General features: G+C 55.6%; 24 protein-coding genes. 10 read left to right on the forward strand and 14 right to left on the reverse strand.

Annotation, left to right across the window (positions count from 1 at the left end; translation table 11 throughout):
- Nucleotides 1–9 precede the first annotated feature (9 nt).
- Both ACP3PW_RS04395 and rsmD read left to right on the forward strand, forming a co-directional pair.
- Nucleotides 10–1,497: a M16 family metallopeptidase gene (locus ACP3PW_RS04395; protein ID WP_426415451.1), complete on the forward strand. Its 1,488-nt coding sequence runs from the start codon at nucleotides 10–12 to the stop codon at nucleotides 1,495–1,497.
- Nucleotides 1,497–2,099 (forward strand): 16S rRNA (guanine(966)-N(2))-methyltransferase RsmD, encoded by a 603-nt coding sequence (gene rsmD / locus ACP3PW_RS04400; protein ID WP_426415452.1) that lies wholly within the window; start codon nucleotides 1,497–1,499, stop codon nucleotides 2,097–2,099. The genes ACP3PW_RS04395 and rsmD overlap by 1 nt, the downstream gene beginning before the upstream one ends.
- On the opposite strand, the gene ACP3PW_RS04405 is transcribed toward rsmD, so the two are convergent.
- A complete protein-coding gene (locus ACP3PW_RS04405) occupies nucleotides 2,096–2,782 on the reverse strand; it encodes a TetR/AcrR family transcriptional regulator (RefSeq protein ID WP_426415453.1) in 687 nt (228 codons plus the stop codon). The genes rsmD and ACP3PW_RS04405 overlap by 4 nt on opposite strands.
- A gap of 143 nt (nucleotides 2,783–2,925) precedes the next feature.
- Here ACP3PW_RS04405 and ACP3PW_RS04410 point away from each other — a divergent pair, with 143 nt between their 5' ends.
- The 5 genes from ACP3PW_RS04410 to ACP3PW_RS04430 all read left to right on the forward strand — a co-directional run bounded on the left by ACP3PW_RS04410 (nucleotide 2,926) and on the right by ACP3PW_RS04430 (nucleotide 7,482).
- On the forward strand, nucleotides 2,926–4,362 hold the full coding sequence (locus tag ACP3PW_RS04410; protein WP_426415454.1) for a coniferyl aldehyde dehydrogenase: 1,437 nt from the start codon (nucleotides 2,926–2,928) through the stop codon (nucleotides 4,360–4,362).
- Between the two features lie 12 nt (nucleotides 4,363–4,374).
- Entirely contained in the window at nucleotides 4,375–4,965 is a 591-nt protein-coding gene (locus tag ACP3PW_RS04415; protein ID WP_426415455.1) for a hypothetical protein, read from the forward strand.
- Between the two features lie 14 nt (nucleotides 4,966–4,979).
- Nucleotides 4,980–6,593, forward strand: a complete 1,614-nt coding sequence (locus ACP3PW_RS04420) for a GMC family oxidoreductase N-terminal domain-containing protein (protein WP_426415456.1) — start codon at nucleotides 4,980–4,982, stop codon at nucleotides 6,591–6,593.
- A 103-nt stretch (nucleotides 6,594–6,696) separates the two neighbouring features.
- On the forward strand, nucleotides 6,697–7,185 hold the full coding sequence (gene coaD, locus ACP3PW_RS04425; RefSeq protein ID WP_426415457.1) for a pantetheine-phosphate adenylyltransferase: 489 nt from the start codon (nucleotides 6,697–6,699) through the stop codon (nucleotides 7,183–7,185).
- Between the two features lie 48 nt (nucleotides 7,186–7,233).
- Entirely contained in the window at nucleotides 7,234–7,482 is a 249-nt protein-coding gene (locus tag ACP3PW_RS04430; protein ID WP_426415458.1) for a YfhL family 4Fe-4S dicluster ferredoxin, read from the forward strand.
- 75 nt (nucleotides 7,483–7,557) lie between these two features.
- Here the strand turns inward: ACP3PW_RS04430 and ACP3PW_RS04435 are convergent, their stop codons facing one another.
- From ACP3PW_RS04435 to ACP3PW_RS04455, 5 genes are all read right to left on the reverse strand, one after another.
- The gene (locus tag ACP3PW_RS04435) at nucleotides 7,558–7,869 is read right to left on the reverse strand and encodes a hypothetical protein (RefSeq protein WP_426415459.1); all 312 of its coding nucleotides are present in this window, start codon (nucleotides 7,867–7,869) and stop codon (nucleotides 7,558–7,560) included.
- A gap of 98 nt (nucleotides 7,870–7,967) precedes the next feature.
- Complete coding sequence (locus tag ACP3PW_RS04440; RefSeq protein ID WP_426415460.1) at nucleotides 7,968–8,576, reverse strand: 1-acyl-sn-glycerol-3-phosphate acyltransferase; 609 nt, start codon at nucleotides 8,574–8,576, stop codon at nucleotides 7,968–7,970.
- Between the two features lie 67 nt (nucleotides 8,577–8,643).
- Complete coding sequence (mutM, locus tag ACP3PW_RS04445; protein ID WP_426415461.1) at nucleotides 8,644–9,459, reverse strand: bifunctional DNA-formamidopyrimidine glycosylase/DNA-(apurinic or apyrimidinic site) lyase; 816 nt, start codon at nucleotides 9,457–9,459, stop codon at nucleotides 8,644–8,646.
- Between the two features lie 48 nt (nucleotides 9,460–9,507).
- Complete coding sequence (locus ACP3PW_RS04450; protein WP_426415462.1) at nucleotides 9,508–10,761, reverse strand: acyl-CoA dehydrogenase family protein; 1,254 nt, start codon at nucleotides 10,759–10,761, stop codon at nucleotides 9,508–9,510.
- Between the two features lie 214 nt (nucleotides 10,762–10,975).
- On the reverse strand, nucleotides 10,976–11,224 hold the full coding sequence (locus tag ACP3PW_RS04455; protein ID WP_426415463.1) for a hypothetical protein: 249 nt from the start codon (nucleotides 11,222–11,224) through the stop codon (nucleotides 10,976–10,978).
- 378 nt (nucleotides 11,225–11,602) lie between these two features.
- Here ACP3PW_RS04455 and ACP3PW_RS04460 point away from each other — a divergent pair, with 378 nt between their 5' ends.
- Both ACP3PW_RS04460 and ACP3PW_RS04465 read left to right on the forward strand, forming a co-directional pair.
- Nucleotides 11,603–13,450, forward strand: a complete 1,848-nt coding sequence (locus ACP3PW_RS04460; protein WP_426415464.1) for a DEAD/DEAH box helicase — start codon at nucleotides 11,603–11,605, stop codon at nucleotides 13,448–13,450.
- 184 nt (nucleotides 13,451–13,634) lie between these two features.
- Complete coding sequence (locus ACP3PW_RS04465; RefSeq protein ID WP_426415465.1) at nucleotides 13,635–14,318, forward strand: OmpW/AlkL family protein; 684 nt, start codon at nucleotides 13,635–13,637, stop codon at nucleotides 14,316–14,318.
- A gap of 59 nt (nucleotides 14,319–14,377) precedes the next feature.
- Here the strand turns inward: ACP3PW_RS04465 and ACP3PW_RS04470 are convergent, their stop codons facing one another.
- The 7 genes from ACP3PW_RS04470 to ACP3PW_RS04500 form a co-directional block, all read right to left on the reverse strand.
- Nucleotides 14,378–15,196 carry an ABC transporter permease subunit gene (locus ACP3PW_RS04470; RefSeq protein WP_426415466.1) on the reverse strand — a complete coding sequence of 273 codons (819 nt, stop codon included), beginning with the start codon at nucleotides 15,194–15,196 and terminating at the stop codon, nucleotides 14,378–14,380.
- Nucleotides 15,193–16,092, reverse strand: coding sequence for an ABC transporter permease subunit (locus tag ACP3PW_RS04475; protein WP_426415467.1), 900 nt, complete (start codon nucleotides 16,090–16,092; stop codon nucleotides 15,193–15,195). Before ACP3PW_RS04475 ends, ACP3PW_RS04470 begins: the two co-directional genes overlap by 4 nt.
- Complete coding sequence (locus ACP3PW_RS04480) at nucleotides 16,089–17,258, reverse strand: ABC transporter ATP-binding protein (RefSeq protein WP_426415468.1); 1,170 nt, start codon at nucleotides 17,256–17,258, stop codon at nucleotides 16,089–16,091. The genes ACP3PW_RS04475 and ACP3PW_RS04480 overlap by 4 nt, the downstream gene beginning before the upstream one ends.
- Before the next feature lie 76 nt (nucleotides 17,259–17,334).
- Nucleotides 17,335–18,438, reverse strand: a complete 1,104-nt coding sequence (locus ACP3PW_RS04485; protein WP_426415469.1) for an extracellular solute-binding protein — start codon at nucleotides 18,436–18,438, stop codon at nucleotides 17,335–17,337.
- A 198-nt stretch (nucleotides 18,439–18,636) separates the two neighbouring features.
- On the reverse strand, nucleotides 18,637–20,016 hold the full coding sequence (locus tag ACP3PW_RS04490) for an aspartate aminotransferase family protein (RefSeq protein WP_426415470.1): 1,380 nt from the start codon (nucleotides 20,014–20,016) through the stop codon (nucleotides 18,637–18,639).
- Nucleotides 20,017–20,057: 41 nt separating this feature from the next.
- Nucleotides 20,058–21,404, reverse strand: a complete 1,347-nt coding sequence (locus tag ACP3PW_RS04495; RefSeq protein WP_426415471.1) for a glutamine synthetase family protein — start codon at nucleotides 21,402–21,404, stop codon at nucleotides 20,058–20,060.
- 2 nt (nucleotides 21,405–21,406) lie between these two features.
- Complete coding sequence (locus tag ACP3PW_RS04500) at nucleotides 21,407–22,237, reverse strand: gamma-glutamyl-gamma-aminobutyrate hydrolase family protein (protein ID WP_426415472.1); 831 nt, start codon at nucleotides 22,235–22,237, stop codon at nucleotides 21,407–21,409.
- Nucleotides 22,238–22,465: 228 nt separating this feature from the next.
- Between ACP3PW_RS04500 and ACP3PW_RS04505 the strand changes: the two genes are divergently transcribed.
- Entirely contained in the window at nucleotides 22,466–23,839 is a 1,374-nt protein-coding gene (locus ACP3PW_RS04505) for a glutamine synthetase family protein (protein ID WP_426415473.1), read from the forward strand.
- Between the two features lie 78 nt (nucleotides 23,840–23,917).
- On the opposite strand, the gene ACP3PW_RS04510 is transcribed toward ACP3PW_RS04505, so the two are convergent.
- Nucleotides 23,918–25,021, reverse strand: coding sequence for a phosphoribosylaminoimidazolesuccinocarboxamide synthase (locus ACP3PW_RS04510; protein ID WP_426415474.1), 1,104 nt, complete (start codon nucleotides 25,019–25,021; stop codon nucleotides 23,918–23,920).
- Nucleotides 25,022–25,073 lie beyond the last annotated feature (52 nt).

Genomic DNA, 25,073 nt, shown 5'->3' on the forward strand with positions numbered 1-25,073 from the left:
CCACGACCCATGATACAGCAAAAAACTCGAATGAACCGTTTCTTTCTCTGGGCGCTGGTGCTGGCGCTGCCACTGGCCATCATCCTGCTGAACCAATCGACACAGAGCAGTGACCCCGCCGCGACAAGCCCCAGCAATATTGCCGACAAGCCCACCCCGGCCGCCACCGCGCTGGCGCCGGCTCCAGAGCGCTTTAGCTCGTTGGCAGCTATCGAGGCAGACCCGACCGTCAAGCGTCGTGCATTGAATATCCAGCATTGGCAAACCAGCAATGGCGCCCGGGTCTACTTCGTAGCCGCCCCCGAGCTTCCCATGCTCGATTTGCGGCTGGTGTTTGATGCCGGCTCCGCACGGGATGGTGAGCAAGCAGGATTGGCAATGATGACCAGCGGCCTGATCGGGGAGGGCACCGACAACCTCAGCGCTAGCCAAATTTCCCAAGGGTTTGAGGGCTTGGGCGTCGAATTCAGTGCTGGCTCTTACCGCGATATGGCGATCGCCTCAATCCGCAGCCTGAGCGACCCCCTTCAACTACAGCCGGCCCTTGACCTGTTTATGGAGGTGGTCAGTGAACCCAGTTTTCCGGCGGATGCGTTCAGTCGCAGCCGTAATCAGGCGCTGGCATCGTTGCAGCACCAGCAGCAGCGCGCCGGAGTGCTGGCCAATTTGCGGTTTTTCAGCGCACTCTATGGCGACCATCCATACGCCATCCCCAGCCAAGGCACCGAAGAGACACTTAGCAGAATGCAGCGCAGTGACTTGCAAGGGTTCTACCAACGCTATTTTGTTGCCAATAACCTTGTGATCTCGCTGGTTGGAGACCTTGACCGCCCATCGGCCGAGCGCATCGCACAGCAGATTAGCGACCGGCTACCTGCCGGCCAACGGGCTCCCGAACTGCCGCCCGTTAAGCCGCTATCCACCGCCACGTTGGCCCATATTGAGCACAGCAGCCAGCAAACCCAGATTTTGGTGGGTGGACTCGGGGTTTCCAAGGGGGATCCCGACTACGCAGCACTCTATGTCGGCAATGAGATTCTCGGTGGTGGCGGTTTTGGATCACGTTTGATGGAGGAGGTGCGAGAAAAACGCGGCCTCACCTATGGTGTATACAGCCATTTTGCCCCGATGCACGAACGCGGCCCCTTTATGATCAGCCTCAAAACCCGAGCGGACCAAAGCGAACTGGCACTGCAGGTGGTGAACGACACCCTGGCCGGATTTCTGGCCAACGGCCCTACTCCGCTGGAGCTAAAAACGGCTAAACAGAATATTCTCGGCAGCTTCCCGCAAACCACCGCCAGTAATAGCAGCATCGTCAGCCAACTGGGCTCGATTGGTTTCTACGATCTGCCACTGGATCAACTGGAACAGTTTCTGGCTGACGTCGAACAGGTCTCGGCACAGCAGATTCGCGACGCTTTTGCCCGCCACATCGACCAGCAGAAGCTGATCACCATAACGGCCGGGCAGCCCCAAACCGGGAAAGAGGGATAATGCCACCACGCCGCCCTCAACAGCGCAGTGCCCAGCCCTCAAGCCGGCCCGCGCAGGTTCGTATCATTGGCGGGGTCTGGCGCGGACGTAAGCTACCCGTCACCGCACGGGAGGGGCTGCGGCCAACACCGGACCGGGTGCGCGAGACCCTGTTCAACTGGCTCAGCGCCTGGGTCCCCGGCAGCCGCTGCCTGGACTGCTTCAGCGGCAGCGGTGCGCTGGCGCTGGAAGCCCTGTCACGGGGGGCAGAGTACGCCAGGCTGCTGGAGCTCGATGGCAGCGTGGCACGACAGCTCAAAGCCAACCTGGCCACGCTTAACGATGATCGCGGCCAGGTGATCCAGGCCGATAGCCTTCAACAGCTGGCGCGCGATGGAGATGAGCGCTTCAACCTGGTCTTTCTTGACCCTCCCTTTCGTTGCGAGATGCTCATTGAGTGCTGCCAGTTGTTGGAGATGAATGACTGGCTAAGCGAGGATGCGCTTATCTACGTTGAGGCAGAGCGTGAGTTAACGCTAACTGACTTACCGAAAAACTGGTCTCTTTATCGTGAAAAAATCGCCGGGCAGGTGGCTTACCGCCTGTTTCAACGCCAGCCTTAGCTCTCCTCGGCCACCGGGCTCGGTTTTATGCCCGCCAGGGGGGCGAAAAACTCCTGCTCCATAGGGCGGATCTGGTCCTGCGCGAACTCGGTCAAAAACACCCGCTCAAGCGCCATAATCTGGTAGATACCCCGTCGAATCATGGCCGAAGTCAGGGTAGGATTGCCCTCCTCCTGGACGACGGTTCGCAAAAATCCTACCCATGAAGTCATCAGGATCCAGCTGTTGTAGGAGAGTGCCTCCACCTCCTCACTGGAGGCATTGAGATAGCCGGCATCCACCAACCCTTGGTAGATCGCCTTGCCCTGAGCCAGGCAGTACTGGGCAAACTCACGATACCGGCCACGTAGTTGGTCATCACTCTCGAGCATGTGCTCCAGGTCCCGGTGAAAAAAACGGAATCTCCACATGCCATCGAAAATCCCCTCCAGGTACCCGCGCTTGTCGTCCAGAGTCAGGGGGCGTCCCTGGGGGAGTTGCAGCGTTTGCTTCACCTCATCTTCGTAGCCCAGGTAGAGCTCATAGATGATCTGCTGCTTATTGCGGAAGTGGTAGTACAGGTTGCCGGGCGAGATGCCCAGCTCGGCCGAGATATGGTTGGTGGAGACATTGCGCTCCCCCACCTCGTTGAATAGCTCGAGGCTGGCCTGGAGTATGCGGTCGCGGGTTTTGAGTTTAGCCACCGAAATTTCACCTGTTCTGCTGATGTTTGACACTTTAGAGCAATTACTCTAGATTGACCAGAGCGATATGTGATCGACCTATAAAATCGAGGGGCCGCCTACACGGCTCCCACTATAACAAACAGAATTGCGGAGACTCACCCATGGCGACTGAACTCAAGCAGATCAGCGAACAACAGCAGCACATCGAGCGAATGCAGGCACTTTTTCAACGCCAGCAGGGCGCTTTTCGCAACGCTCCCATGCCCTCGGCTGCGCAGCGCATCACCGGCCTGAAAAAGCTTAAGCAGGTGATCCTCGGTAACCAGCAAGCCTTGATCGAGGCCATCAATGAAGATTTCGGTGGGCGCTCCAGCGATGAGTCCCTGCTCGCCGAGATTATGCCCAGCATCCAGGGCATCAACTACGCTATCAAGCACGTCAAACGGTGGATGAAGCCCAGCAAGCGCCATGTAGGTGCCCACCTGGCGCCGGCAAAAGCCCAGGTGATCTACCAACCCCTCGGTGTTGTGGGGATCGTTGTTCCCTGGAACTACCCCCTGTTTCTCGCCGTAGGTCCACTGGTGACGGCGCTCGCCGCGGGCAACCGCGCCATGATTAAGATGTCCGAGTACACCCCCGCGACCTCGACCCTGTTCGCCGAGCTTATGCAGGGATGCTTTAACGAAGAGGAGGTTGTCGTCATCAATGGCGAGGCCGAAGTAGGTGCACGCTTTAGTGAAATGGCCTTCGACCACCTGCTCTTCACCGGCTCCACCAGCGTGGGTCGCCATGTGATGCGTGCTGCTGCCGATAACCTTACTCCGGTAACGCTGGAGCTGGGTGGCAAGTCCCCAGCGATCGTTGGCGAAGATGTTCCCCTGGCCGATGCTGCCGAACGCATCTGTTTCGGCAAATCATTTAACGCCGGACAGACCTGCGTGGCGCCCGACTACGTGCTGGTTCCTCGGGATAAGGAAGCGGCCTTTATTGAGGCCTATCGCACCGCATTCAAAAAGATGTACCCCAGCCTTAAAGGCAACCGCGATTACACCCACGTGGTGAACCAACGCCAGTACGCTCGACTCAATGGCTGGCTACAGGATGCCATCGACAAGGGTGCCAAAGTAACGCCAATCGCCGACGATGGCGATGAAGCATCGCGTTGCATGCCGCTCCAGATCGTACAGGGAGGCACCGACGAGATGACGCTGATGCAGGACGAGATCTTTGGCCCGATCCTCCCTATTGTGCCCTACGACACCATCGAGCAGGCACTGGATTACGTAAAAGACCGACCTCGCCCCCTCGCGCTCTATTACTTCAGCTATAACAAGGCGAGCCAGCAGATGGTGATGGAGAACACCCACTCCGGAGGCGCCTGCATCAATGAAACCCTGTTTCACGTTGCCGTAGACGATATGCCCTTCGGCGGAGTCGGCCCCTCCGGTATGGGCCATTACCACGGCAAGGAAGGCTTCCAGACCCTCTCCAAAGCCAAGGGCGTATTTATCAAACAGAAGTTTAATGGCGCCCGTATGATCTTCCCCCCCTACGACAAGCCTATCAATCGGCTGATCTACAAGTTCTTTATTCGCTAGGGAGGCGGTCCCATGACGCCTTTTATGGAGGATGGGAAGGGTGCCGACCTGGCACGGCGCAGGGTGTTGCGCGACGGCTTGGCCGGCGCAGCGCTATTAGCCGGTAGCGGCATACTGACCAGCCTCAGCGGCTGCTCGGCTCCGCCCCCCGCCAGCAGCGGGATGCAGTTACTGCGCGCCGATGACCAGCTGTTTTTTGCAGCGTTATACCCCGTTGTACTCGGTGGTAGTCTGGCGCAAGAACCCGTCCAGCGTTCCCGACAACTGGAGCAGGCCGTCCGCTCCCTGGACCAATACCTATCGCGCATCTCCCCAGTGATGCAACAGCAGCTTATGCAACTGCTTGATCTGGTGCACATGAGCGCAACACGGGGACCATTGACCGGTGTCTGGGGGACCTGGTCCTCCGCTACGGACGAGCAGATCCAGGGATATCTCCAGCGCTGGAAAAACAGCTCGATGCAACTACTGCGCATGGGTTACAGCCTGCTGATGCAGCTGATGGTCATGGCTTGGTACCTGGTACCCAGCTCCTGGCCGGCGGCGGGCTATCCTGGCCCTCCTTTCCAGGAACAGCTCATCACCACACCCAACCATTACTGAAGCGGAGATAGACAATGGCTATTGCTGACCCTATCAGCAGGGGTATCGCCTCGGGATGGAAGGTACACAATGGTGCCCGTTACGAGCAGGACCAACAGTTTGAAGCGGACGTGGTAATCATCGGCAGTGGCGCCGGAGGTGGCACCAGCGCGGAGATCCTCGCCAGGGCCGGACTACGGGTCCTGATCGTAGAGGAGGGCCTGCTGCGCTCCTCCAACGACTTCAATATGGATGAAGAAACAGCCTACGCCGAGCTCTACCAGGAGGGCAGCGGACGCACCACCAAGGATGGAGCGATCACGATCTTGCAGGGACGTGCGGTGGGAGGAACCACCGTGGTTAACTGGACCTCCAGTTTCAGGACTCCACCCCAAACCCTCGAACACTGGGGCCACGCCCACGGCATCGAGGGTTTCGATCCCGTCAACATGGCTCCCTGGTTCGAACAGATGGAGCAGCGCCTTGGGGTCGAAAAATGGGCCATCGCACCCAACGAAAACAACGACCTGCTGCGGCGGGGCTGCGAGGCTCTGAACTACAGCAACGCCATTATTCCGCGTAATGTACGGGGTTGCTGGAACCTTGGCTATTGCGGCACCGGCTGCCCCACCAACGCCAAACAATCGATGCTGGTCACCACCATTCCAGGTGCCCTTGAGCGTGGCGCAGAGCTGCTCTACCTGGCACGAGCCGAGTATTTGCGCTGGGAGGGGGATCGGGTGACAGAACTGGTGTGTTCGGCGATGAATGATCGCTGCTCTAAACCATCCGGGGTGACCCTGCGCATTCGGGCACGTCATTTCGTTGTGGCTGCGGGCTCTATCGGTGGCCCCGCGTTGCTGCTGCGGTCCAACGCCCCCAACCCTAGCGGCATGCTGGGAAAACGTACCTTTTTGCACCCTGTTTCGTTCAGCTATGCCCAGATGAGCGACCCCGTGGAGGGCTATTACGGGGCGCCCCAATCCGTCTACTCGGACCATTTCCAGTGGAATCAGGGGGTAGACGGCCCGCTCTCCTATAAGCTCGAAGTGCCTCCCTTGCAGCCCGCCCTCACCGCCGCGCTATTCAAGGCGACCGGCGACAACTTACAGCAGGCCATGGCTGCGTTACCCAATACCCACGTGATGCTGGCCCTGATGCGCGACGGTTTTCACCCCCTGAGCCAAGGGGGCAGCGTACAACTGCGCAACGACGGCACGCCGGTGCTGGACTATCCCCTCAACGATTATTTGTGGGACGGACTTCGTAGAGCCCTGCACAGCATGGCGGAGATCCAGTTTGCGGCCGGAGCCCGCAGGGTCCGCCCAAGCCACCAGAATGGTCACTACGCCAACTCGCTGGCCCGGGTGCGCACCCAGATCGATCAACTTCCGATGCAGGCCTATCGTATGATGGTGGGTAGTGCCCACGTTATGGGCGGCTGCATGATGGGGCAGGACCCCCGCGAATCTGTTATCGACTCTCAGGGGCGCCATCACCAGCTTGAAAACCTGAGCGTTATCGATGGCTCCGCGTTCCCTACCAGCATCGGTGCCAACCCGCAGCTCTCCATCTATGCCCTGGCGTGCAAGCAGGCGACCGCGCTCGCCGAGCAACTCAGCGGGATCCGGATCACCCGGAGTACCTGAGTGCGTTGACCTGCAAGGAATTTGTGCCGAAGCAGTGTTTGGGCTAACATCGCCCTCCCTTGAACGATAATGGGCTAAAAACCCGACGGGACATGCCGATACGATGAATACCGTAATTTACCCCGGTACCTTCGATCCGATCACTTACGGCCATGGCGACTTGGTCGAACGGGCCGCGCGCCTGTTTGAAAAGGTAGTGATTGCCGTAGCAGACAATCCGAAGAAGCAGCCCCTATTCGATCTCGAGGCACGGATCCGCCTGGCCGAGGCGGTCACGTCACACCTCGATAACGTGGAGGTCGTCGGATTCGATAACCTGCTCGCCGAATTTGTTGTGCAGCGCAACGCCAATGTTATTTTGCGCGGCCTGCGGGCTGTTTCGGACTTCGAGTATGAGTTTCAACTAGCGAACATGAACCGGGTACTGGCACCCTCCGTAGAGAGCCTCTTTCTGACGCCCTCAGAGAGGTTTTCCTACATATCCTCAACGCTGGTGCGAGAGATCGCCGCCCTCGGGGGAGATGTGTCCAAGTTCGTTCATCCGGTGGTTGAAGCGGCACTGAAAGAACGCTTTGGCACCGCCACTGCCTAATATTGACACCCTCGCCATTTGGCGCTGGAAAAACAAAGAGTAGCTTTTATGGCCCTGCTGATTACCGACGAATGCATCAACTGCGATGTGTGCGAACCCGAATGCCCCAATAGCGCCATTTCACCCGGTGAAGAGATCTATGAGATCGACCCCAACCTGTGCACCGAGTGCGTCGGTCACTACGATGAACCCCAGTGCGTACTCGTGTGCCCGGTAGATTGCATCCCCAAAGACCCGGACCACGAAGAGACCCAGGAAGAGCTGCAGGAAAAGTACAACATCATTACCAGCGCGTAAGCCCGCTACGGGTTGGCACCACCAACCCGTAATCCTCTGGCCCGCGACTGCCTTCAGGCCGATAGAGTTGAACTGCTAGTAGCTATCCTCAACACAGCCCAGGCAACGCTTGAAGGTCGCATCAAAGGGGCCCTTCACCAGCGTATCTGCAGCTTCACCCACGTTACCGCCCATTGCGGAAAAAGGTAGTGTCACCACAAACGCTGCCGTGCCCAGCAGGGCAATTGCGAATGAAACGGGACGAACCACAATTTCAGCGGCCATACGCCCCGCCTTCAAGTCTTCCGAGTTTGCTGCATACTCTCTTGCACTGACAGGCATAGCCAACACTGTCATAGTCAGCAGCATGGTGATCAGCGCTGCCGCCTTGGATTTAAAACGTCGCATATCCGTTCCCTCTAACCATTCTTATCGTTTGGATAATCCAGCCAAGTGTTAACTATAACAAAGTTCTGCAACAATTCACGCTAACTCCCAGCCAGCACTCACTTTTGTGACCTAATGTCCGATTCTTCGCCCCCCCTCCAGGCGAGTTCCGGGTGGCAGGGCGGGTACTTATTATAGAAGCTGGTGAGCCGCTCTACCTCCTGCTGGAAACAGGGTGCCGCCAGAGCCTCTTCGCCAATAACGATGCGGCGGTGCTCAAAATCCAGGCCAACCGGCAAGATGGGAACGCCGGCTCCCTGTGCGATGTGGAAAAATCCCTCTTTCCAACCCGAGGTTAACGAACGAGTCCCTTCGGGCGAGAGGGCGAGGAGAAAGTGCTCGTGGCGGCTAAATGCCTCGACAGCCTGGTCGACCACCCCCCTCGATTGATGACGCTCGATCGCAACGCCTCCCCAGAGCCGGAACAGGGGCCCCAGCAACGGCCAGCGAAACAGGGTGTGCTTACCAAACCAGCGCGCTCGCAAGCGCAGCACAAGCTTTGCAGCAACCAGTACGACAAAATCCCAATTGGAGGTGTGGTAGCCCACCACGATGATATATTTGGGAAGCGAAGGAAGCTCACCCTCTATTTTCCAGCCCATCAGCCCTAACACCCCACGCCCGACCCACTCGGCCCAGGGGCTGCGGAAAGAATAGTTACTACTCATCAGCGGTTACCTAATCATACAGGGGCTCTCGAGGCCCGCTTGTTATTTTTCGTCCACGCCAACCTGATTAGCGCTGGCAGTAACGGCAATATACCGTACTACGCTGGGCCAACTGCACCTCCTTGAGCTCACGATTGCAGCCAGTGCAGGGTTGCCCACCACGACCATACACATGCAGCTGCTGGCTAAAATAGCCCGGTTTTCCATCGCCTCCCACAAAATCCTTGAGGGTCGTTCCTCCCTGCTCAATCGCGGCGGCAAGCACCTCACGGATAGCCGTCACGAGCAACAGGATACGACGGCGGGAAATTCGGCCGGCGCCCCTACGCGGGTCGATACCCGCCATAAAAAGAGCCTCATTAGCGTAGATATTGCCCACCCCAACCACGACCCGGCTGTCCATAATAAAACTTTTAATCGGCGTACGCCGCCCCCGGCTGCGCTCAAACAGGTACCCACCATCAAACTCGCTGGTCAATGGCTCAGGTCCCAGGGAGGCCAGCAGCTTATGTCCGTTAACCGGGTGATCACTCCATACCATAGCGCCGAACCGGCGGGGATCGGTGTAACGAATCCGATGCCCATCGGCCAGGCAGATGTCGACATGATCATGCTTTCCGGCAGGGGTGTGGGCAGTCAGCACGCGCAGGCTACCGGACATCCCCAGGTGAATTAGCAGTGTTCCGCTCGCAAACTGGAGCAACAGGTACTTGCCCCTGCGCGCTACCCGCTCCACTACCCTGCCTTCGATACGAGATGCTATTAACGGGTCCACCGGCCAGCGCAAACGCGCTTCGCGGACCTCGAACGCCGCGATTCCAACCCCTTCCACATAGGGTGCAATGCCACGGCGAGTCGTTTCCACTTCGGGTAATTCGGGCATTGAAAACTCCTTGATACGGCCTAAAACCTGAGGCGTCCAAGGCCCGAATTAACGACGCTCAGGGAGCGTCATATACCGCGCTGAATCACCTCGACGGGGGGCACGGTCTTTCAATTCCATCCGGGCCAGGCTCCGCAGGTGAACCTCGTCAGGGCCATCGGCAAACTGCAGCATGCGACCACCCGACCAGATATTAGCCAGCGGGGTATCGGGACTCAACCCCATCGCGCCGAACGCCTGCATCGCACGATTAGAGACCTGGGTCAGCATGCGCCCCGCGGCGACCTTGATCATACCGATCTCTTTACGTGCTGCTTTCGCTCCTACCTCATCCATCATCCAGGCCGCGCGCAACACTAGCAAACGGGTCTGGTCGATCTCCAATCGGGAGAGGGCGATCCACTCCGCTACGGTGCCATGCTCGTGCAGGTAACGGCCAAACGCCTTGCGCTCTTGTACTCGGTCGCTCATTAACTCCAATGCAAGCTCCGCCAAACCGATCACCCGCATACAGTGATGAATGCGCCCGGGGCCCAAACGCGCCTGGGCGAGGGCAAAGCCGCTGCCTTCGGTGCCCAACAGATGGGTAACCGGTACGCGCACGTCCCTGAATACGATTTCGCAATGACCTTCTGGCGAGTGATGGTTCATTACGGTGATATTGCGCTCAACCTCAACGCCGGCGGTATCGATCGGTACCAGCACCATACTTTGGCGCTGGTGCACTTCGGCGTCCGGATTGGTTTGCCCCATGACCACCAATAATTTGCACTCGGGGTGGGCGGCGCCAGTAATAAACCACTTGCGTCCATTGATGACGTAATCATCACCATCGCGCTGAATCAGGGTCTGTATATTGGTCGCATCCGATGACGCGACATCAGGCTCCGTCATGGCAAAAGCCGAACGAATTCGACCCTCCAGAAGCGGGTTTAGCCAGCGCTCTCGCTGCTCATCATTGGCAAACATGTGCAGCAGCTCCATGTTACCGGTGTCAGGCGCATTGCAGTTGAACACCTCCGACGACCAGGGGACTCGCCCCATGATCTCTGCCAGTGGCGCGTATTCGAGGTTACTCAAGCGGGTGCCCGGCTCATCGTCACGCAATCCGGGCAGAAACAGATTCCACAACCCTTCGCTGCGCGCCAGCTCCTTGAGATCCTCCATAAAGCTGGGGGGGTAGATACCCTGCTGCTCTACCTCCTGATGCCACTGGCCAATCCTCGGCACGATGTGGTCGTCCATAAAGGCCTGCATCCGGGCCTGTAACTGCTGGGTGTGTTCATTGAATTGAAAGTGCATTTCGCTCTCCGGCACAGGTAACGTCGATACCAAAGTGTACCGACTCCCGCTGCGCGGGGGCATGGAGTAGAGAAAATACCCTACTATTCACAAGGCCTATTGAGTGCAGGCTTATCCCACCCCAGGGCACTGGCTAACCACCTCCTTGGGTTGCTGGTCGTTTTTGCTCCCGCAGAAAATGCAGTCGGTTTGTTGGCAGGCCTTCTACGCTTGCTTACTGGCACTCTCCCATAGAATAAGCAATAACCTCCGAGTCACTGCAAGCGCCACATGGATTGCTGTAGGTCTTGTCGGTACCATCTTCGCGCAGCCCACACACGGGCTTATAGTCCATCGTACAGACCTGAAACACCGAGCGATCGCCGGGACAGGTCAGCATATCCTCGCTAACCGATGGCCCCATGCACCCAGCCAGAAACAGTGCGGTCGTGAGTAGTAACCATAGCCGTAATCCAAGCCCCATATACACCTCCTTGATTTATGCATGCCCCAATAATAGCGGCACTAGGTTCCACCCGCCATGGCCGCCGTCAGCATCGATACCGTTGTAGCGCCTGACAGGGCACCGCACCAAGACCCACTCCACGCACCCGACAAACCCAGGCGAGAGTGGGGGCCAAGTGATCCAGACGGTCGGGCAATGGCGCTGGTGCTTCTCTTTATAGGGGCAAATCGATCTATACCGCTGCCCACCCCGCTCCCGGTCTATACTGGTGTAGATCGCGACGGTAGTTAGCAGGAGCTTTCTTGCCTCCTTTTCGCTATAATCGCGCCCCTTTTCACAACCGGCCCGGCTCGCTGACACCAGCACCGCCCAGCCGCACCACTGGTATCTTCAACTATGTCCGCCGACCACGCCACCGACTTTGCCTCATTCGGGCTCGCCCCCGCCGTTCTGCAAGCGGTGCAACATGTAGGTTACGAGACCCCCTCTCCTATCCAGGCGCAAGCCATTCCCCACCTCCTCGACGGAGAAGACCTGCTGGGTCAAGCCCAAACAGGTACCGGCAAAACCGCTGCTTTTGCGCTGCCACTGCTGTCACGCATCGACGTCAGCAAACGCCAGCCACAGTTGCTGGTGCTGGCACCGACCCGGGAGCTTGCCATCCAGGTCGCAGAGGCCTTTCAGACCTACGCACGCTTCCTTCCTGACTTCCATGTCCTGCCGATTTACGGTGGTCAGGGTTACGACCAGCAACTGAAGCACCTCAAGCGTGGCGTACAGGTCGTGGTGGGTACACCTGGACGGGTAATGGATCATATTCGCCGAGGAACACTCAAACTGGACGGGCTGCAGGCGCTGGTTCTCGACGAAGCCGACGAGATGCTGCGGATGGGCTTTATCGATGATATTGAGTGGATCCTACAGCACACACCATCGACTCGCCAAACCGCGCTGTTTTCCGCCACCATGCCGACCCAGATCAAGCGAGTCGCCCAAAGTCACCTGCGAAATCCGCAAGAAGTCAGCATCAAGGAGACTACCTCTACCGCCAAGACGATTCGCCAGCGTTACTGGCAGGTGAGCGGATTGCATAAACTCGACGCCCTGACCCGGGTGCTCGAAGTGGAAGAGTATGATGCCGTGCTGGTATTCGTGCGCACCAAAACCTCCACCGTCGACCTGGCTGAAAAACTCTCTGCTCGAGGCTATGCCTGCGAAGCGCTGAATGGCGACATTCCGCAAAACCAACGCGAACGCACGGTCGACCGCCTGCGCAAAGGAAAACTCGATATTCTTATTGCCACCGACGTCGTTGCCCGTGGCCTGGATGTGGAACGCATCAGTCTCGTGGTGAACTTTGATATTCCCTATGATGTTGAGTCCTATGTACACCGTATCGGCCGCACCGGGCGAGCTGGGCGTAAAGGTGATGCGCTGTTGTTTGTCGCTCCCCGCGAGCGGCGGATGTTAAAGACCATTGAGCGGGTAACGCGCCAGCCGATCGATCCGATGGAAGTTCCCTCGGCGGTTGATATCAACCAGCACAGGATTAACCAATTTAAGGTCCAGATTCGCGACACGATCGAGAATCAGAACATCGACCTGTTTCACCGAATGGTCGGAGAACTCAGCGAAGAGCAGGAGCTAGACCCTCTCGCAATCGCCGCCGCCCTCGCCAGCATCGCCCAGAAGGGAAAACCCTTCCTGCTGAATGAAAACGAACCCAAGCCTCGCAGGGAATCGGTTCGCGTTGTCGATGGCGATAGAAACAATCGCAACGCCAGACCCGAGCGCGGCCCGCGCGCTGAGCGAGGAGAAAAAGGCGAGCGCTCCGAGCAACGGGAACCGCGCAGGAAACCAAAATCCACTTCCGATCGCCCTCTGCCCCTGAAGGATCACCCGGAAGTCGTGATGGAGCGTTTCAAGGTTGATGTGGGCTACGACCATGGAGTGAAGCCTGGCAATCTGGTCGGCGCCATTGCCAATGAAGCGGAGATCGATAGCCAATACATCGGCCACATCGAAATTTATGATGACTACAGTACGGTAGACCTACCCGAAGGTATGCCCAAAGAAACATTCGACGCCCTCAGCCGTACCTGGGTATGTCAACAGAAGATGAATATTCGTCGTTTTGCGGAAAGTAATGGGGAATCGTCATCCCAGGCACCCAACCCCAAAAAAAGAAGCAAACGCCCAGCCAAAGCGGGAAAACCGGGTAAACGCCACGACAAGAAGGCGTAAGCCTGCCGGTAACGGCTGATCTGTTGCGAAAATCAACCGAACTAACGTGATCCGCTGCTTATAATCGCGGGTTCGGCCTCGAACCTGCGATGGAGTTGCTTTGAGTCAATGATCTCATTTATCGCTTTTTATAGTCTTCGAAGCCTATAAAAAAACAACTCAAACAACCCAAAGGGAATTTAACATGAGGAAACTCACTCTAGCCGCGGCGATAATGGCCGCTACCGCACTGATCTCCGGGCAAGCCGCCGCTTACCAACAGGGCGACTTTATCCTGCGCGCAGGTGCCGCCACCGTCGATCCAGACAACGAGAAAAGTGATAACGCTACCCTCAATGGCGCGTCTACTCCCGGAACGCTGGATAGTATCGATAGCGACACTGCCCTGGGCTTGACCTTTACCTATATGGCCACCGATAACGTCGGTATCGGCCTGCTGGCGGCCTCTCCCTTTGAGCATGAAATCAAAGAACAGGGTTTGGGAATTGGCAAGATCGGAACCGCCAAGCACCTGCCCCCCACCCTGACTGGACAGTATTTCCCACTGGGTGGCACCGACTCACGGTTCCAACCTTACATTGGGGCGGGTATAAATTTCACTACCTTCTTTAGCGAGGATGCAAGTAGCGAATATGAGGCCACCTTAGGTGCTTCCGACCTCGAGCTGGATGACTCATGGGGATGGGGCCTGCAGGCCGGAGCAGACTACAAGATCACGGATAATCTGGTAGTCAACGCATCTGTCTGGAAACTCGACATCGAGACCAATGCAGAGTTTAAAGGAAAAGACGGCACTACCCTTGTGAAGATCAAGGATATCGAAATCGACCCCTGGGTCTATATGGTCGGCGTTGGCTATAAATTCTAAGCCGTACTCGAAACCAAAAAAAACACCGGCTTAAGCCGGTGTTTTTTTTGCGCGCTCCTCTACTCGACGTTGGCGGCACGGCGGCGCTTTTCGCTGCGGTGAGCCAGGTACCAGGCCAGAAATGCTGCGATCGAAACCGTCAGTATAATCAAGGTCGCCAGGGCATTGATCTTCGGCGTTACTCCCAGCCGCACCGAGGAAAACACGACCATAGGCAGGGTCGTAGACCCTGGTCCCGATACAAAGCTGGCGATAACCAGGTCATCAAGAGAGAGGGTGAAGGACAACAACCACCCTGCCATCAGCGCCGGAGCGATAATCGGAATGGTGATCAGGAAAAAGGTTTTGAGTGGTGATGCACCCAAATCCATTGCCGCCTCTTCAACCGAGATATCCATCTCCCGCAGGCGCGACGAGACCACGACCGCTACGTAGGCCATACAGAAGGTAGTATGGGCAATCCAGATAGTGAGGAATCCCCTATCTGCCGGCCATCCGATCAGCTGCGCCATCGCTACAAACAGCAACAGCAGAGAAAGACCGGTGATTACGTCAGGCATTACCAGAGGAGCAGTCATCATGCTGGAAAAGGCTGTTTTCCCTGGGAAGCGCCTAAAGCGCACCATTACAAAAGCCGCAATCGTACCCAGTACAACCGCCATGCACGAGGTCGCAAAAGCGATTCGAAGGCTCATCCAGACCGCCGACATCAGCTGCGGATCCCTGAACAACTCTCCGTACCACTTGGTGCTAAACCCTGCCCACACCGTAACCAGGCGCGATTCGTTAAAGGAGTAGATCACCAGAATCAACATTGGCAGGTAGAGAAATACCAGTCCCGCCCATAAAACCATTGTAGAGAAGGATGTTTTTTTCATGACTCGCCCTCCATCTCTTTAGCTTGGTAGTGGTGGAACCAGGCGATCGGCACACTCAACAGCACCAACATAACAATCGCCAGGGACGCCGCGATGGGCCAGTCTCGGTTGTTAAAGAACTCCTGCCACAGCACCTTACCGATCATCAGGGTCTCGGGTCCACCGAGCAGTTCAGGGATTACAAACTCACCCACGACGGGAATAAACACCAACATGGAACCGGCAATAATACCTGCCTTCGAAAGCGGTAAGGTGATCGTTGCAAAGGTTTTCCAGGGGCGAGCACCCAAGTCTGAAGAGGCTTCCAACAAACTGTGATCCAGCTTCACCAGGTTCGCGTAAAGCGGGAGAACCATAAAAGGAAGATAGGCGTACACGATACCGACATACACCGCGAAGTTGGTGTTGAGCATCATAATGGGTTGATCGATGATACCGATCCCCATCAGCATGTTGTTGATCAGGCCGTTATTTTTGAGGATTCCAATCCAGGCGTAGATTCGAATTAGAAAACTGGTCCATGAGGGTAACAACACCAATAGCAACAGAACGGTTTTCAGTTTGTCGTCGGCCCGCGCCATGGCGTAAGCCATCGGATAGCCTAATAGCAAACAAAACAGGGTGGAAAAAAACGCAATTTTTACCGATCCCCAATAGGCCGCGATGTATAGATCGTCGCCGGTCAGAAAAATATAGTTGCCCAGGTTGAGTACCACCGTGAGTGTTTCGTCAACGTAACGAAACACGTCGGTATAGGGCGGAATAGCAATCTCTGCTTCCGAAAAGCTGATTTTTGCCACCAGCGCAAAGGGCACCATGAAGAAGAGCGCTAGCCAGGTGTAGGGAATCCCTATCACCAGCGAACGCCCGCTGGGTATAAGTTTTCTCAGTTTCATGATGTCAGTACCACGCAGCTTTCTGGTTCCCAGCTGATGTAGACCTTATCTTCCCAGGTAGGGCGCCCCATTTTTCGCTCAATATTGGAAAAGGTAGACTGAACTATTTTTCCGGATGCGAGTTTGATGTAGTACACAGAGTGCCCTCCCAGATAAGCAATATCACTCACCACACCTGCACACCAATTACTCTCTTGATCTGGCTCCTCGCGGCTAATCTCTATTTTTTCAGGTCTAATCGCGACATGGACACGGGCGTTATCCTCTCCTGTGGTGATACCGTGATTAATAAAAATTTTCTTCTCCATATCCACGGGCTGGATGGTCACGTAGCCCGCTTCATCTTCATCGATATCACCGTCAAATATATTTACGGAGCCGATAAACTCAGCCGTCATGCGAGAATTTGGGGTTTCATAGATATCGACCGGCGATCCGATCTGAACGATCTCCCCTTGATCCATGATGCCGATACGATCGGCCATAGTCATTGCTTCTTCCTGATCGTGCGTCACCATCACGCAGGTGACACCGACCTCTTCCAAAATCTGTACGACTTCGAGCTGCATCTGGGTACGCAGCTTCTTGTCCAATGCCCCCATCGGCTCATCGAGCAATAGCAGCTTGGGTCTCTTTGCCAGGCTTCTCGCCAGGGCGACGCGCTGACGCTGTCCGCCGGACAACTGGTGGGGTTTACGGCGTGCGTAGTCGCTCATATGAACAAGCCGTAATAGCTCATCCACACGTTCCTTAATCTTTGCCTTGGGAATTCTGTCTTGCTTAAGGCCAAAGGCGATATTGTCCGCCACACTCATGTGAGGAAACAGCGCATAGGACTGAAACATCATATTGATCGGCCGCTCATAGGGCGGTAGATCGGTTATGTCTTCTCCATCCAGGAAGACTCGCCCGGCAGTGGGTTTTTCAAAGCCGGCCAGCATCCGTAACAGTGTCGACTTGCCTGATCCTGAACCGCCTAAAAGAGCAAAAATCTCACCTTCTTTAATGCTCAAGGAGACATCATCGACGGCCGTCGCTTCATCAAATTGCTTGGTGATCTTCTCAATCGCCAACAGGGTTGGTTTTTCTTTTTGTTGTTTTTCCTGAGTGCTACTACCTGCGTCAGTAGATTGTTCGGATGCTTGCAATTCCGATGAAACCGCCATGATTCGGGATCTCCGAGATAAATTAAAATGGATGAAAAGCGGCCACAGCGCGAACTTGCGCTATGGCCGGATCCGCTTACTGGCCGGACTTTACCTTCGTCCAGGCACGCGTCACGATACGATCAATCTTCTTGGGAAGAACCTTGAAGGGATACAGGTTCTTCGCCGCTTCCGGGGTGGGGTAGATACCAGGATTAGCGGTAATTTCCGGATCAACCAACTTGGTCGCTGCCGCATTACCGTTTGCATAAGCGACGTAATCGGAGATGCCTGCCATAACCTCAGGCTCGAGCAGGTAGTTGAGGAACTCGTAAGCCTCGTCCACGTTTTTGGCGTCGGTCGGCATAGCAAGCATATCAAACCACATGCCCGCGCCCTCTTTCGGGATTACGTATTCAACGGTTACACCGTTTTCAGCTTCGGCGGCACGATCCGCTGCTTGCAGCACGTCTCCAGACCATCCCACGGCCACACAAATATCGCCATTGGCAAGATCAGAGATATACTTGGAGGAGTGGAAATAGGTAATGTACGGGCGCACGCTGAGCAAAAGCTCGGTAGCAGCCTCATAGTCAGCCTTGTTGGTGCTGTTCGGATCCTTACCCAGGTACTTCAACGCCGCAGGCATCATCTCCGTTGGTGCGTCCAACACAGCAACACCACAGGAAGCCAGCTTTTTCATGTTCTCAGGCTTGAACAGAATGTCCCAGCTATCTACCGGGACATCGCCCAAAGCGGCTTTTACTTTGTCCGGGTTAAAACCGATACCGGTTGTTCCCCACAGGTAGGGGTACGAGAATTTGTTACCTGGATCGTATACTTCCAGGTTTTTCATCATCGCTGAATCCAGGTTACCCCAATTGCTCAATTTTGCGCGGTCGAGCTCCTGAAATGCGCCGGCCTTGGCCTGGCGTGCGAGGAAAGACGCTGAGGGGACTACAATATCAAACCCGGAGCCCCCAGAGAGCAGCTTGGCTTCCAGAACCTCATTGGAATCGAATACATCGTAGGTCACCTTAATGCCGGTTTTCTGTTCGAAATTGGCGATGGTGTCTTCGGCAATATAATCGGACCAGTTATAAACGTGGAGTACTCGGTCTGCAGCAACCGCCTGACCTCCTGCTGCTAGAGCGCAGGCAGCGGTAAGGCTGATAACACTGCTCTTAATCACATTCTTCATAGGGTTTTCCTGTTTCGGGTTATAGTTATATGAAGGCTAACTATTGCTAACAATGCTCGAGTCAGTCAATAGTGCTGTCCTTTCTTTAATCCTAATCGGTTCAACAGTTACGGTTTTAAGTTTTTCTCCTATCTCGGTTGATTGGAGCAGCGCCGCTGCTCCTTCCCTTGCTTGATCAATAGACCCTTTTTATCCGGGTCAGATGACACCCAACTCCTTTGCAGTCAGATCCAGGCAATATTTTGCTTTCTCGATCAACTCATCGATCTCGGCTTTGGTAATCACCAGAGGTGGCGAGATAATCATGGTGTCGCCGGTCGCCCGCATCACCAAACCATTGTTAAAACAGAAATCGCGGCACAACGTTCCCGCCGACCCTTTGTCGTCAAAACGAGTCCGCGCAGCCTTATCGTTGGTCAATTCGAGTGCGCCAACCAGGCCAACACCCCGCACTTCACCCACCAGGGGGTGATCTGCCAATTCGTGCCAGCGCTGTTGCAGATAGGGGCCTGTCTCCTCTCGAACACGGTCCACAATACCCTCATCCTTCAGGATGCGAATATTCTCTGCCGCTACCGCCGCCGCAACAGGATGTCCAGAATAAGTGTAGCCATGATTAAACTCGCCACCTTCGTCGATCAGGGTTCTCGCAACGCGCTCACCAACCACTACGCCCCCGATGGGCAGGTAGCCCGAGGATAGCCCCTTGGCGATCGGCATCAGGTCTGGTTTGAGGTCATAGAGATCGCTTCCGAACCACTCCCCTGTGCGGCCAAAACCGCAAATCACTTCGTCGATTACTAACAATATTTCATATTTAGCCAGAATGCGCTTGATCTCAGGCCAATAGGTCTCTGGTGGCACGATGACGCCACCCGCCCCCTGAATGGGCTCGGCGATAAATGCACCGACGTTGTCTGCTCCCAGCTCCAGAATTTTGGCTTCCAGTGCCTGTGCAGCCTTAAGGCCGAACTCTTCTGGTGAGAGGTCGCCCCCCTCCTTAAACCAATAGGGCTGGTCAATATGCACAATACCCGGGATCGGTAAGTCACCCTGCTCATGCATCCACGTCATTCCCCCCAGACTGGCGCCGGCTACGGTCGAGCCATGGTAGGCATTTATTCGGCTGATGATGGTTTTCTTCGAAGGCTTTCCCTTTACATCCCAGTAACGGCGCACCATGCGCAACACCGTATCGTTGGCTTCGGAACCCGAACCGCAGAAAAATACGTGCTGCATGTGGGCCGGAGTCACCTCGGCAATAAGCTGGGCCAACTCTACCGCCGGTTGGTGAGTCGTTTTAAAGAAAGCATTGTAGTAAGGCAACTGCTGCATCTGCTTAAAAGCAACCTCTGCCAACTCCTTGCGTCCATAGCCAATATTGACACACCAAAGCCCAGCCATGGCATCGAGCATTTTGTTGCCATTGCTGTCCCACAGGTATACACCTTCGGCCCGCTCAATGACGCGAGCACCCTCTTCCCCCAACTCTTTGAAATGGGTGAACGGATGCAGATGATGATCTCGATCCAGTGCCTGCAATTGTGCGGTATCCAATGCTTTTATCTCCGTTGTCATATCTCACCTACAGTTCTTGGGCGCTTGCTGCGCCACCGTTTTTATACCGTTAGCAACAGGTATTCGCGCTCCCAGGAGCTGATGACCCGTTTGAAGTTCTCATACTCCGCACGCTTGACCGCGACGTAGGCATTGATGAACTTTTCACCCAGCATTTTTTGCATGGTCTCGCAGCTTTCCATTTTATCCAGCGCGTGTTCGAGGTTGACCGGCATATTTTTATCGCGGATTTTATAGGCGCTGCCTTTAACGGGCGTGCTCGGTTTCAAACCCTCTTCGATACCCATGTACCCACACAACAGCGTCGCGGCCAGGGCAAGGTAAGGGTTCGCGTCGGCGCCGGCCAACCTGTTCTCGATACGGCGATTGGCAGGGCTGGAATCCGGCACCCGCAGGGCAACCGTGCGATTATCCTCTCCCCATTCAACGTTAACTGGGGCCGATGTATCGGGCAGCAGGCGGCGGTAGGAGTTTACGTTGGGAGCAAACAGCGGCATGGTGCTTGGGATGTACTTCTGCAGGCCGGCGATGTAGTTCATAAACAGATCCGACGTGGAACCATCTTCATTACTAAAGAGATTCTTACCGGTCTTGGTGTCCAACAGACTCTGGTGGATGTGCATAGAGCTACCGGGCTCATCTTCCACCGGCTTAGCCATGAAGGTTGCGCGAACATCATGCTTCAAGGCCGCCTCACGCACTACCCTTTTAAACAAAAACACCTGGTCCGCCAGATTCACCGGTGCACCGTGAAGGAAGTTGATCTCCATCTGTGCGGTGCCCTCTTCGTGGATCAAAGTATCCACATCGAGCCCCATCGCTTCAGCGTAATCATAAACATCTTCAAACAGCGGGTCGTATTCGTTCGTTGCATCGATGCTAAAGGATTGACGCCCACTCTCCTGTCGGCCTGAACGCCCAACGGGCGGCTCCAGCGGCAGGTCCGGGTCGTTACTGGGCTTGGTCAGGTAAAACTCCAGCTCCGGCGCAACAATAGGGCTCCATCCTTTGGCATCGTAGAGCGCCATCACTTTCTTGAGGATATTGCGTGGGCACAGCTCGACCGGGTTGCCCTGCTTATCATAGGTGTCATGAATGATCTGGGCGGTAGGCTCCAACGCCCAGGGAACCAGGAACATCGCGTTCTCATCGGGTTGCACGCGCATATCGATCTCTGCCGGGTCAACCAGCTTGTAGTAGAGGTCGTCCGCAACGTAATCACCGGTTACACTTTGCAGGGCAACCGACTCCGGCAGGCGAATACCCCGCTCTTTCATAAATTTGTTTGCGGGCATAATTTTACCGCGGGCAATACCGGTGAAGTCCGCTACCAGACACTCAACTTCCGTAATGCCATTTTCTTTCAGCCAGCTTTCTATGGCTTTCATGATTAACCTCGAGTCTTCTCGTGGATCCTCTGGCGGCAAGCGTCGCCAAAGGCCTTAAATATCGCTTGATAGAATGGGTGCTCGGCCACTTTCCACTCCGGGTGCCACTGCACAGCCAAGCTGAATGCAGGGGCACCTTCTACTGAGAAGGCTTCCACCAATCCGTCTTCAGCGATGGCCTCCACCCGCAAGCCATCGCCGAGGCGATCGACTCCCTGGGTGTGGAGCGAATTTACCATCTGGGCACCCGACCCTACCAACGACTCGAGCACACCCCCGGCTTGTATGATCACGGGGTGGGCAACCGCGTATTGCTGGTCAATCGTTAGCTCCTTATCCTCACGATGCTCCTGGTAGCCGTCTACCTCGTGCAGGCGCTGGTGAAGAGAGCCTCCGAAGGCTACGTTCATCTCCTGAAACCCCCTGCAAACCGAGAGGATAGGCACACCGCTGGCAATCGCTTCGCGGATCAGGGGCAGGGTCGTAGCGTCACGACCCAGGTCTAGCTCCGCCGGATCAACGCTGCTCTGGGCACCATAAAGGTGGGGTTGCACCATCGAATAGGAACCGGTTAACAGCAAACCATCCAGCCTCGCCAATGTTGCATGAACATCCAGCTCCTCGCCAAGGGATGGAATAATCACTGGTAATACGTCGGAACCCGCTACCACGCCCGCAATGTATTTGTGGCCGGCAACATGGAAAGGATGAATGCCCAGTTGGCGGGTGCAGGCTGACACGCCTACCAAAGGCTTACTCTGTGTGACCGGCTTGTTGTTGCTCGACATGATGGTGTTCACTTTGCTTAGCGTGATTTTTGTTCGATTTTTCACACGATATCATTAAAAAAAAAACAACACAAAGATTCTTTTTTACCCCCATAAAAATCTCTCAAAGGCCTCAAAAACGAGCATAAAAACATCTCTTTGTACCTATATTGGTGCATAAAAGGTCGCTTTACCCCTACCCTCGCCAGGGGCATTGCTTGACTTTAATACCGGCTTAATATTCACTAAATATCACACAGTCATTGATAAATATATTTTACAATCAGGCAATCTATGAATAATTCAGCTTACGATAATGAGGGGCCCGAGTTTTTAGCAAAGCACCCTGAACTCACGACCATCGACCTGTTGATTCCCGATATGAACGGCGTTATTCGAGGTAAGCGGGTTGATCCTTCTGTTCTCGAGAAAGCCTATAGCAAAGGCATCTGCCTGCCTGAATCTATTTTTTCGCTGGATATCCGCGGCAACACGGTAGAGGAAACCGGCGTCGGGCTCGCCACCGGGGATGCCGACAAATACTGCTACCCGATTCCCGGCACACTCTCTCTGGTGCCTTGGCAAAAACGCCCAACCGCCCAATTGCTGATGACGATGCATCACGCAGATCGCACCCCCATCACCATTAACCCCCGCCAGGTCTTGACCAATGTCGTCGAGCGCTTCAAAGAGCTGGGTGTGAAGCCGGTGGTCGCCGTTGAGATGGAGTTTTACCTGCTGGATAAAGAGTTCTCGCCTGAGCTAACCCCCCAGCCGCCGATCTCTCCCGTCTCGGGGAAACGAGAAAGCAACACTCAGGTCTACTCCATGGATGACCTGGATGACTACGCAGAGTTTCTCGAAGACGTGATCCATAGCGCCCAAAAACAGGGCATTCCTGCCGACACCATCATCGCCGAATACGCCCCCGGCCAGTTCGAAGTCAACCTTCACCACGTCGACGCCCCCCTGGCCGCCTGCGATCATGGCATTCTGCTTAAGCGAGTCATTAAAAGCATCGCCACCAAGCATGGGTTCGAAGCGACCTTTATGGCCAAGCCCTACCCGGATTTGGCAGGCAACGGCATGCACATCCATGTGAGCGTAATCAACGAAGCGGGCGACAACGCTTTTGCCGGCGAGGGTGGCGACAACTATGCCCCACTAATGAAACAAGCGCTGGCAGGATTATTGGAGTTGATGCCGGCGTCAATGGCGCTATTTTGCCCTAACGTCAACAGCTACCGCCGTTTCTCTCCCGACTTCTACACCCCCAACACACCCAGCTGGGGAGTGGATAACCGTACAACCGCACTGCGCATTCCCGCTGGAGATCGTGCAGCGACCCGCATTGAACACCGGGTTTCCGGTGCCGATGCCAACCCCTACCTGGCGATGGCCTCCATTCTTGCCGGCATCCATCACGGCGTGACCAACCGACTGGAGTGCCAACCGGTGCTCAAGGGTAATGCCTATGAGCAGCTGGAACCGAGCCTCGCCGACAACCTGAGGGATGCCCTTCGCCTGCTGCAGGAGTCGGACCCCCTGCAGAGCTACCTGGGGGAAGAGTTCCTCAGCACCTACTGTATCTGCAAGGAACACGAAATGGTGGAGTTCGAAAAGTCGATCTCGGATCTGGAGTACAAGTGGTATTTGCGCACGGTCTAAACAGCCCGACCCGTGCAACATCCGAACCTCACGGGAAGAGATCCCGTGAGGTTTTTTAACCCGCAGGCAATCGTACTGTTAGTCGATCAGGCCAAACTGGTCACGCAAGATCTCGATGATCTCGGCCTTGGGGTTGTCGGACAGCACCAGCGCTTCGCCGGTAATCTTCTCGGCAATATCGACATAGGTCTTTGAAACCGCCATCAATACCGATTCCGGTAACGCGTTGTCGCGTGCCAACGCCTCGCGCTCGGGCATCCGATCCTTGTTCAGAAGGATATCGGGGTCGGGGAAATGATTAAGCAACAACTGACGGAACCCCTCCTTGGAGTTTTCCACCACCTTCCCCTCCCGGTAACTGGCGCCATCCCAGATACGCGAGGAATCGGGGGTGCCTACCTCGTCCATATAGATCAGTTTTTCCTCACCGCTGGCGTCGGTAACGTAACCAAACTCAAATTTGGTATCCACGAACACCTGATCCAACTTCGCCAATTCGTCGCTGATTACATCGAAGCCCTCTTTAAGCAAACGCTCGTAACGGTCGATATCCTCCTTACAACTGAAGTTGAACGCTGCGAAATTCTGTTCGATGTTTTGGCGCGTAATATTGACATCATCGGCCTCAGGGACACCGGGAATACCGCTCAGAATCCCTTTAGTCGATGGGGTGATCAGGAGCTCGGGCAGCTTCTGGTCCTTTTCCAGCCCCTCAGCGATCTCGATCCCACAAAACTCACGCTCACCCTTGGTGTAGGCTCGCCACATTGAGCCGGTGATGTATTGGCGACAGATCGCCTCGATCATTACCGGGCGCGCCTTCTGTACGATCCACACGAAGGGGTGAGGGATCTCGAGAATATGGCTATCGGCCAAGCCCTGCTCTCGAAACAGTTTAAACCAGTGGTTGGAGATCGCATTAAGCGCTGCACCCTTACCTGGCACGCCGTTCATTCCCCCCTCACCATGCCAGATGCAATCGAACGCCGAGATGCGGTCACTTATCACCATAATCGCTAGTGGGGCGTCACTGGCTACATCGTAACCACGCTCACGAATCAGGCGCTTGCTGTCGGCTTCCGTCAGCCAGTAAACAGAACGGACTTTCCCGCTATGCACGGGGTTATTGGTGCGGATGGGCAGATCGTTGTTCACTGCCAGTACTTTGTTGGCAAGGCTCATGGGCGGTCCTTTAGCGAAGGGTTGTTGCTCAAAATTCGGGCAGAATACTACC

Origin of the sequence: Aestuariirhabdus sp. LZHN29, assembly GCF_049985285.1 — a bacterium.
In the GTDB taxonomy this organism is placed as follows: Bacteria; Pseudomonadota; Gammaproteobacteria; order Pseudomonadales; family Aestuariirhabdaceae; genus Aestuariirhabdus.

What these genes read in the sequence shown, in the direction of transcription:
- ACP3PW_RS04420 (WP_426415456.1), top strand. Translation starts at nt 4,980, where the DNA reads ATGGCTATTGCTGACCCTATCAGCAGGGGTATCGCCTCGGGATGGAAG.
- ACP3PW_RS04455 (WP_426415463.1), bottom strand. Translation starts at nt 11,224, where the DNA reads ATGGGGCTTGGATTACGGCTATGGTTACTACTCACGACCGCACTGTTT.
- ACP3PW_RS04480 (WP_426415468.1), bottom strand. Translation starts at nt 17,258, where the DNA reads ATGGCGGTTTCATCGGAATTGCAAGCATCCGAACAATCTACTGACGCA.
- ACP3PW_RS04485 (WP_426415469.1), bottom strand. Translation starts at nt 18,438, where the DNA reads ATGAAGAATGTGATTAAGAGCAGTGTTATCAGCCTTACCGCTGCCTGC.
- coaD (WP_426415457.1), top strand. Translation starts at nt 6,697, where the DNA reads ATGAATACCGTAATTTACCCCGGTACCTTCGATCCGATCACTTACGGC.
- rsmD (WP_426415452.1), top strand. Translation starts at nt 1,497, where the DNA reads ATGCCACCACGCCGCCCTCAACAGCGCAGTGCCCAGCCCTCAAGCCGG.
- ACP3PW_RS04470 (WP_426415466.1), bottom strand. Translation starts at nt 15,196, where the DNA reads ATGAAAAAAACATCCTTCTCTACAATGGTTTTATGGGCGGGACTGGTA.
- ACP3PW_RS04440 (WP_426415460.1), bottom strand. Translation starts at nt 8,576, where the DNA reads ATGAGTAGTAACTATTCTTTCCGCAGCCCCTGGGCCGAGTGGGTCGGG.
- ACP3PW_RS04475 (WP_426415467.1), bottom strand. Translation starts at nt 16,092, where the DNA reads ATGAAACTGAGAAAACTTATACCCAGCGGGCGTTCGCTGGTGATAGGG.
- ACP3PW_RS04435 (WP_426415459.1), bottom strand. Translation starts at nt 7,869, where the DNA reads ATGCGACGTTTTAAATCCAAGGCGGCAGCGCTGATCACCATGCTGCTG.
- ACP3PW_RS04465 (WP_426415465.1), top strand. Translation starts at nt 13,635, where the DNA reads ATGAGGAAACTCACTCTAGCCGCGGCGATAATGGCCGCTACCGCACTG.
- ACP3PW_RS04430 (WP_426415458.1), top strand. Translation starts at nt 7,234, where the DNA reads ATGGCCCTGCTGATTACCGACGAATGCATCAACTGCGATGTGTGCGAA.
- ACP3PW_RS04415 (WP_426415455.1), top strand. Translation starts at nt 4,375, where the DNA reads ATGACGCCTTTTATGGAGGATGGGAAGGGTGCCGACCTGGCACGGCGC.
- mutM (WP_426415461.1), bottom strand. Translation starts at nt 9,459, where the DNA reads ATGCCCGAATTACCCGAAGTGGAAACGACTCGCCGTGGCATTGCACCC.
- ACP3PW_RS04410 (WP_426415454.1), top strand. Translation starts at nt 2,926, where the DNA reads ATGGCGACTGAACTCAAGCAGATCAGCGAACAACAGCAGCACATCGAG.
- ACP3PW_RS04505 (WP_426415473.1), top strand. Translation starts at nt 22,466, where the DNA reads ATGAATAATTCAGCTTACGATAATGAGGGGCCCGAGTTTTTAGCAAAG.
- ACP3PW_RS04495 (WP_426415471.1), bottom strand. Translation starts at nt 21,404, where the DNA reads ATGAAAGCCATAGAAAGCTGGCTGAAAGAAAATGGCATTACGGAAGTT.
- ACP3PW_RS04395 (WP_426415451.1), top strand. Translation starts at nt 10, where the DNA reads ATGATACAGCAAAAAACTCGAATGAACCGTTTCTTTCTCTGGGCGCTG.
- ACP3PW_RS04490 (WP_426415470.1), bottom strand. Translation starts at nt 20,016, where the DNA reads ATGACAACGGAGATAAAAGCATTGGATACCGCACAATTGCAGGCACTG.
- ACP3PW_RS04450 (WP_426415462.1), bottom strand. Translation starts at nt 10,761, where the DNA reads ATGCACTTTCAATTCAATGAACACACCCAGCAGTTACAGGCCCGGATG.
- ACP3PW_RS04510 (WP_426415474.1), bottom strand. Translation starts at nt 25,021, where the DNA reads ATGAGCCTTGCCAACAAAGTACTGGCAGTGAACAACGATCTGCCCATC.
- ACP3PW_RS04460 (WP_426415464.1), top strand. Translation starts at nt 11,603, where the DNA reads ATGTCCGCCGACCACGCCACCGACTTTGCCTCATTCGGGCTCGCCCCC.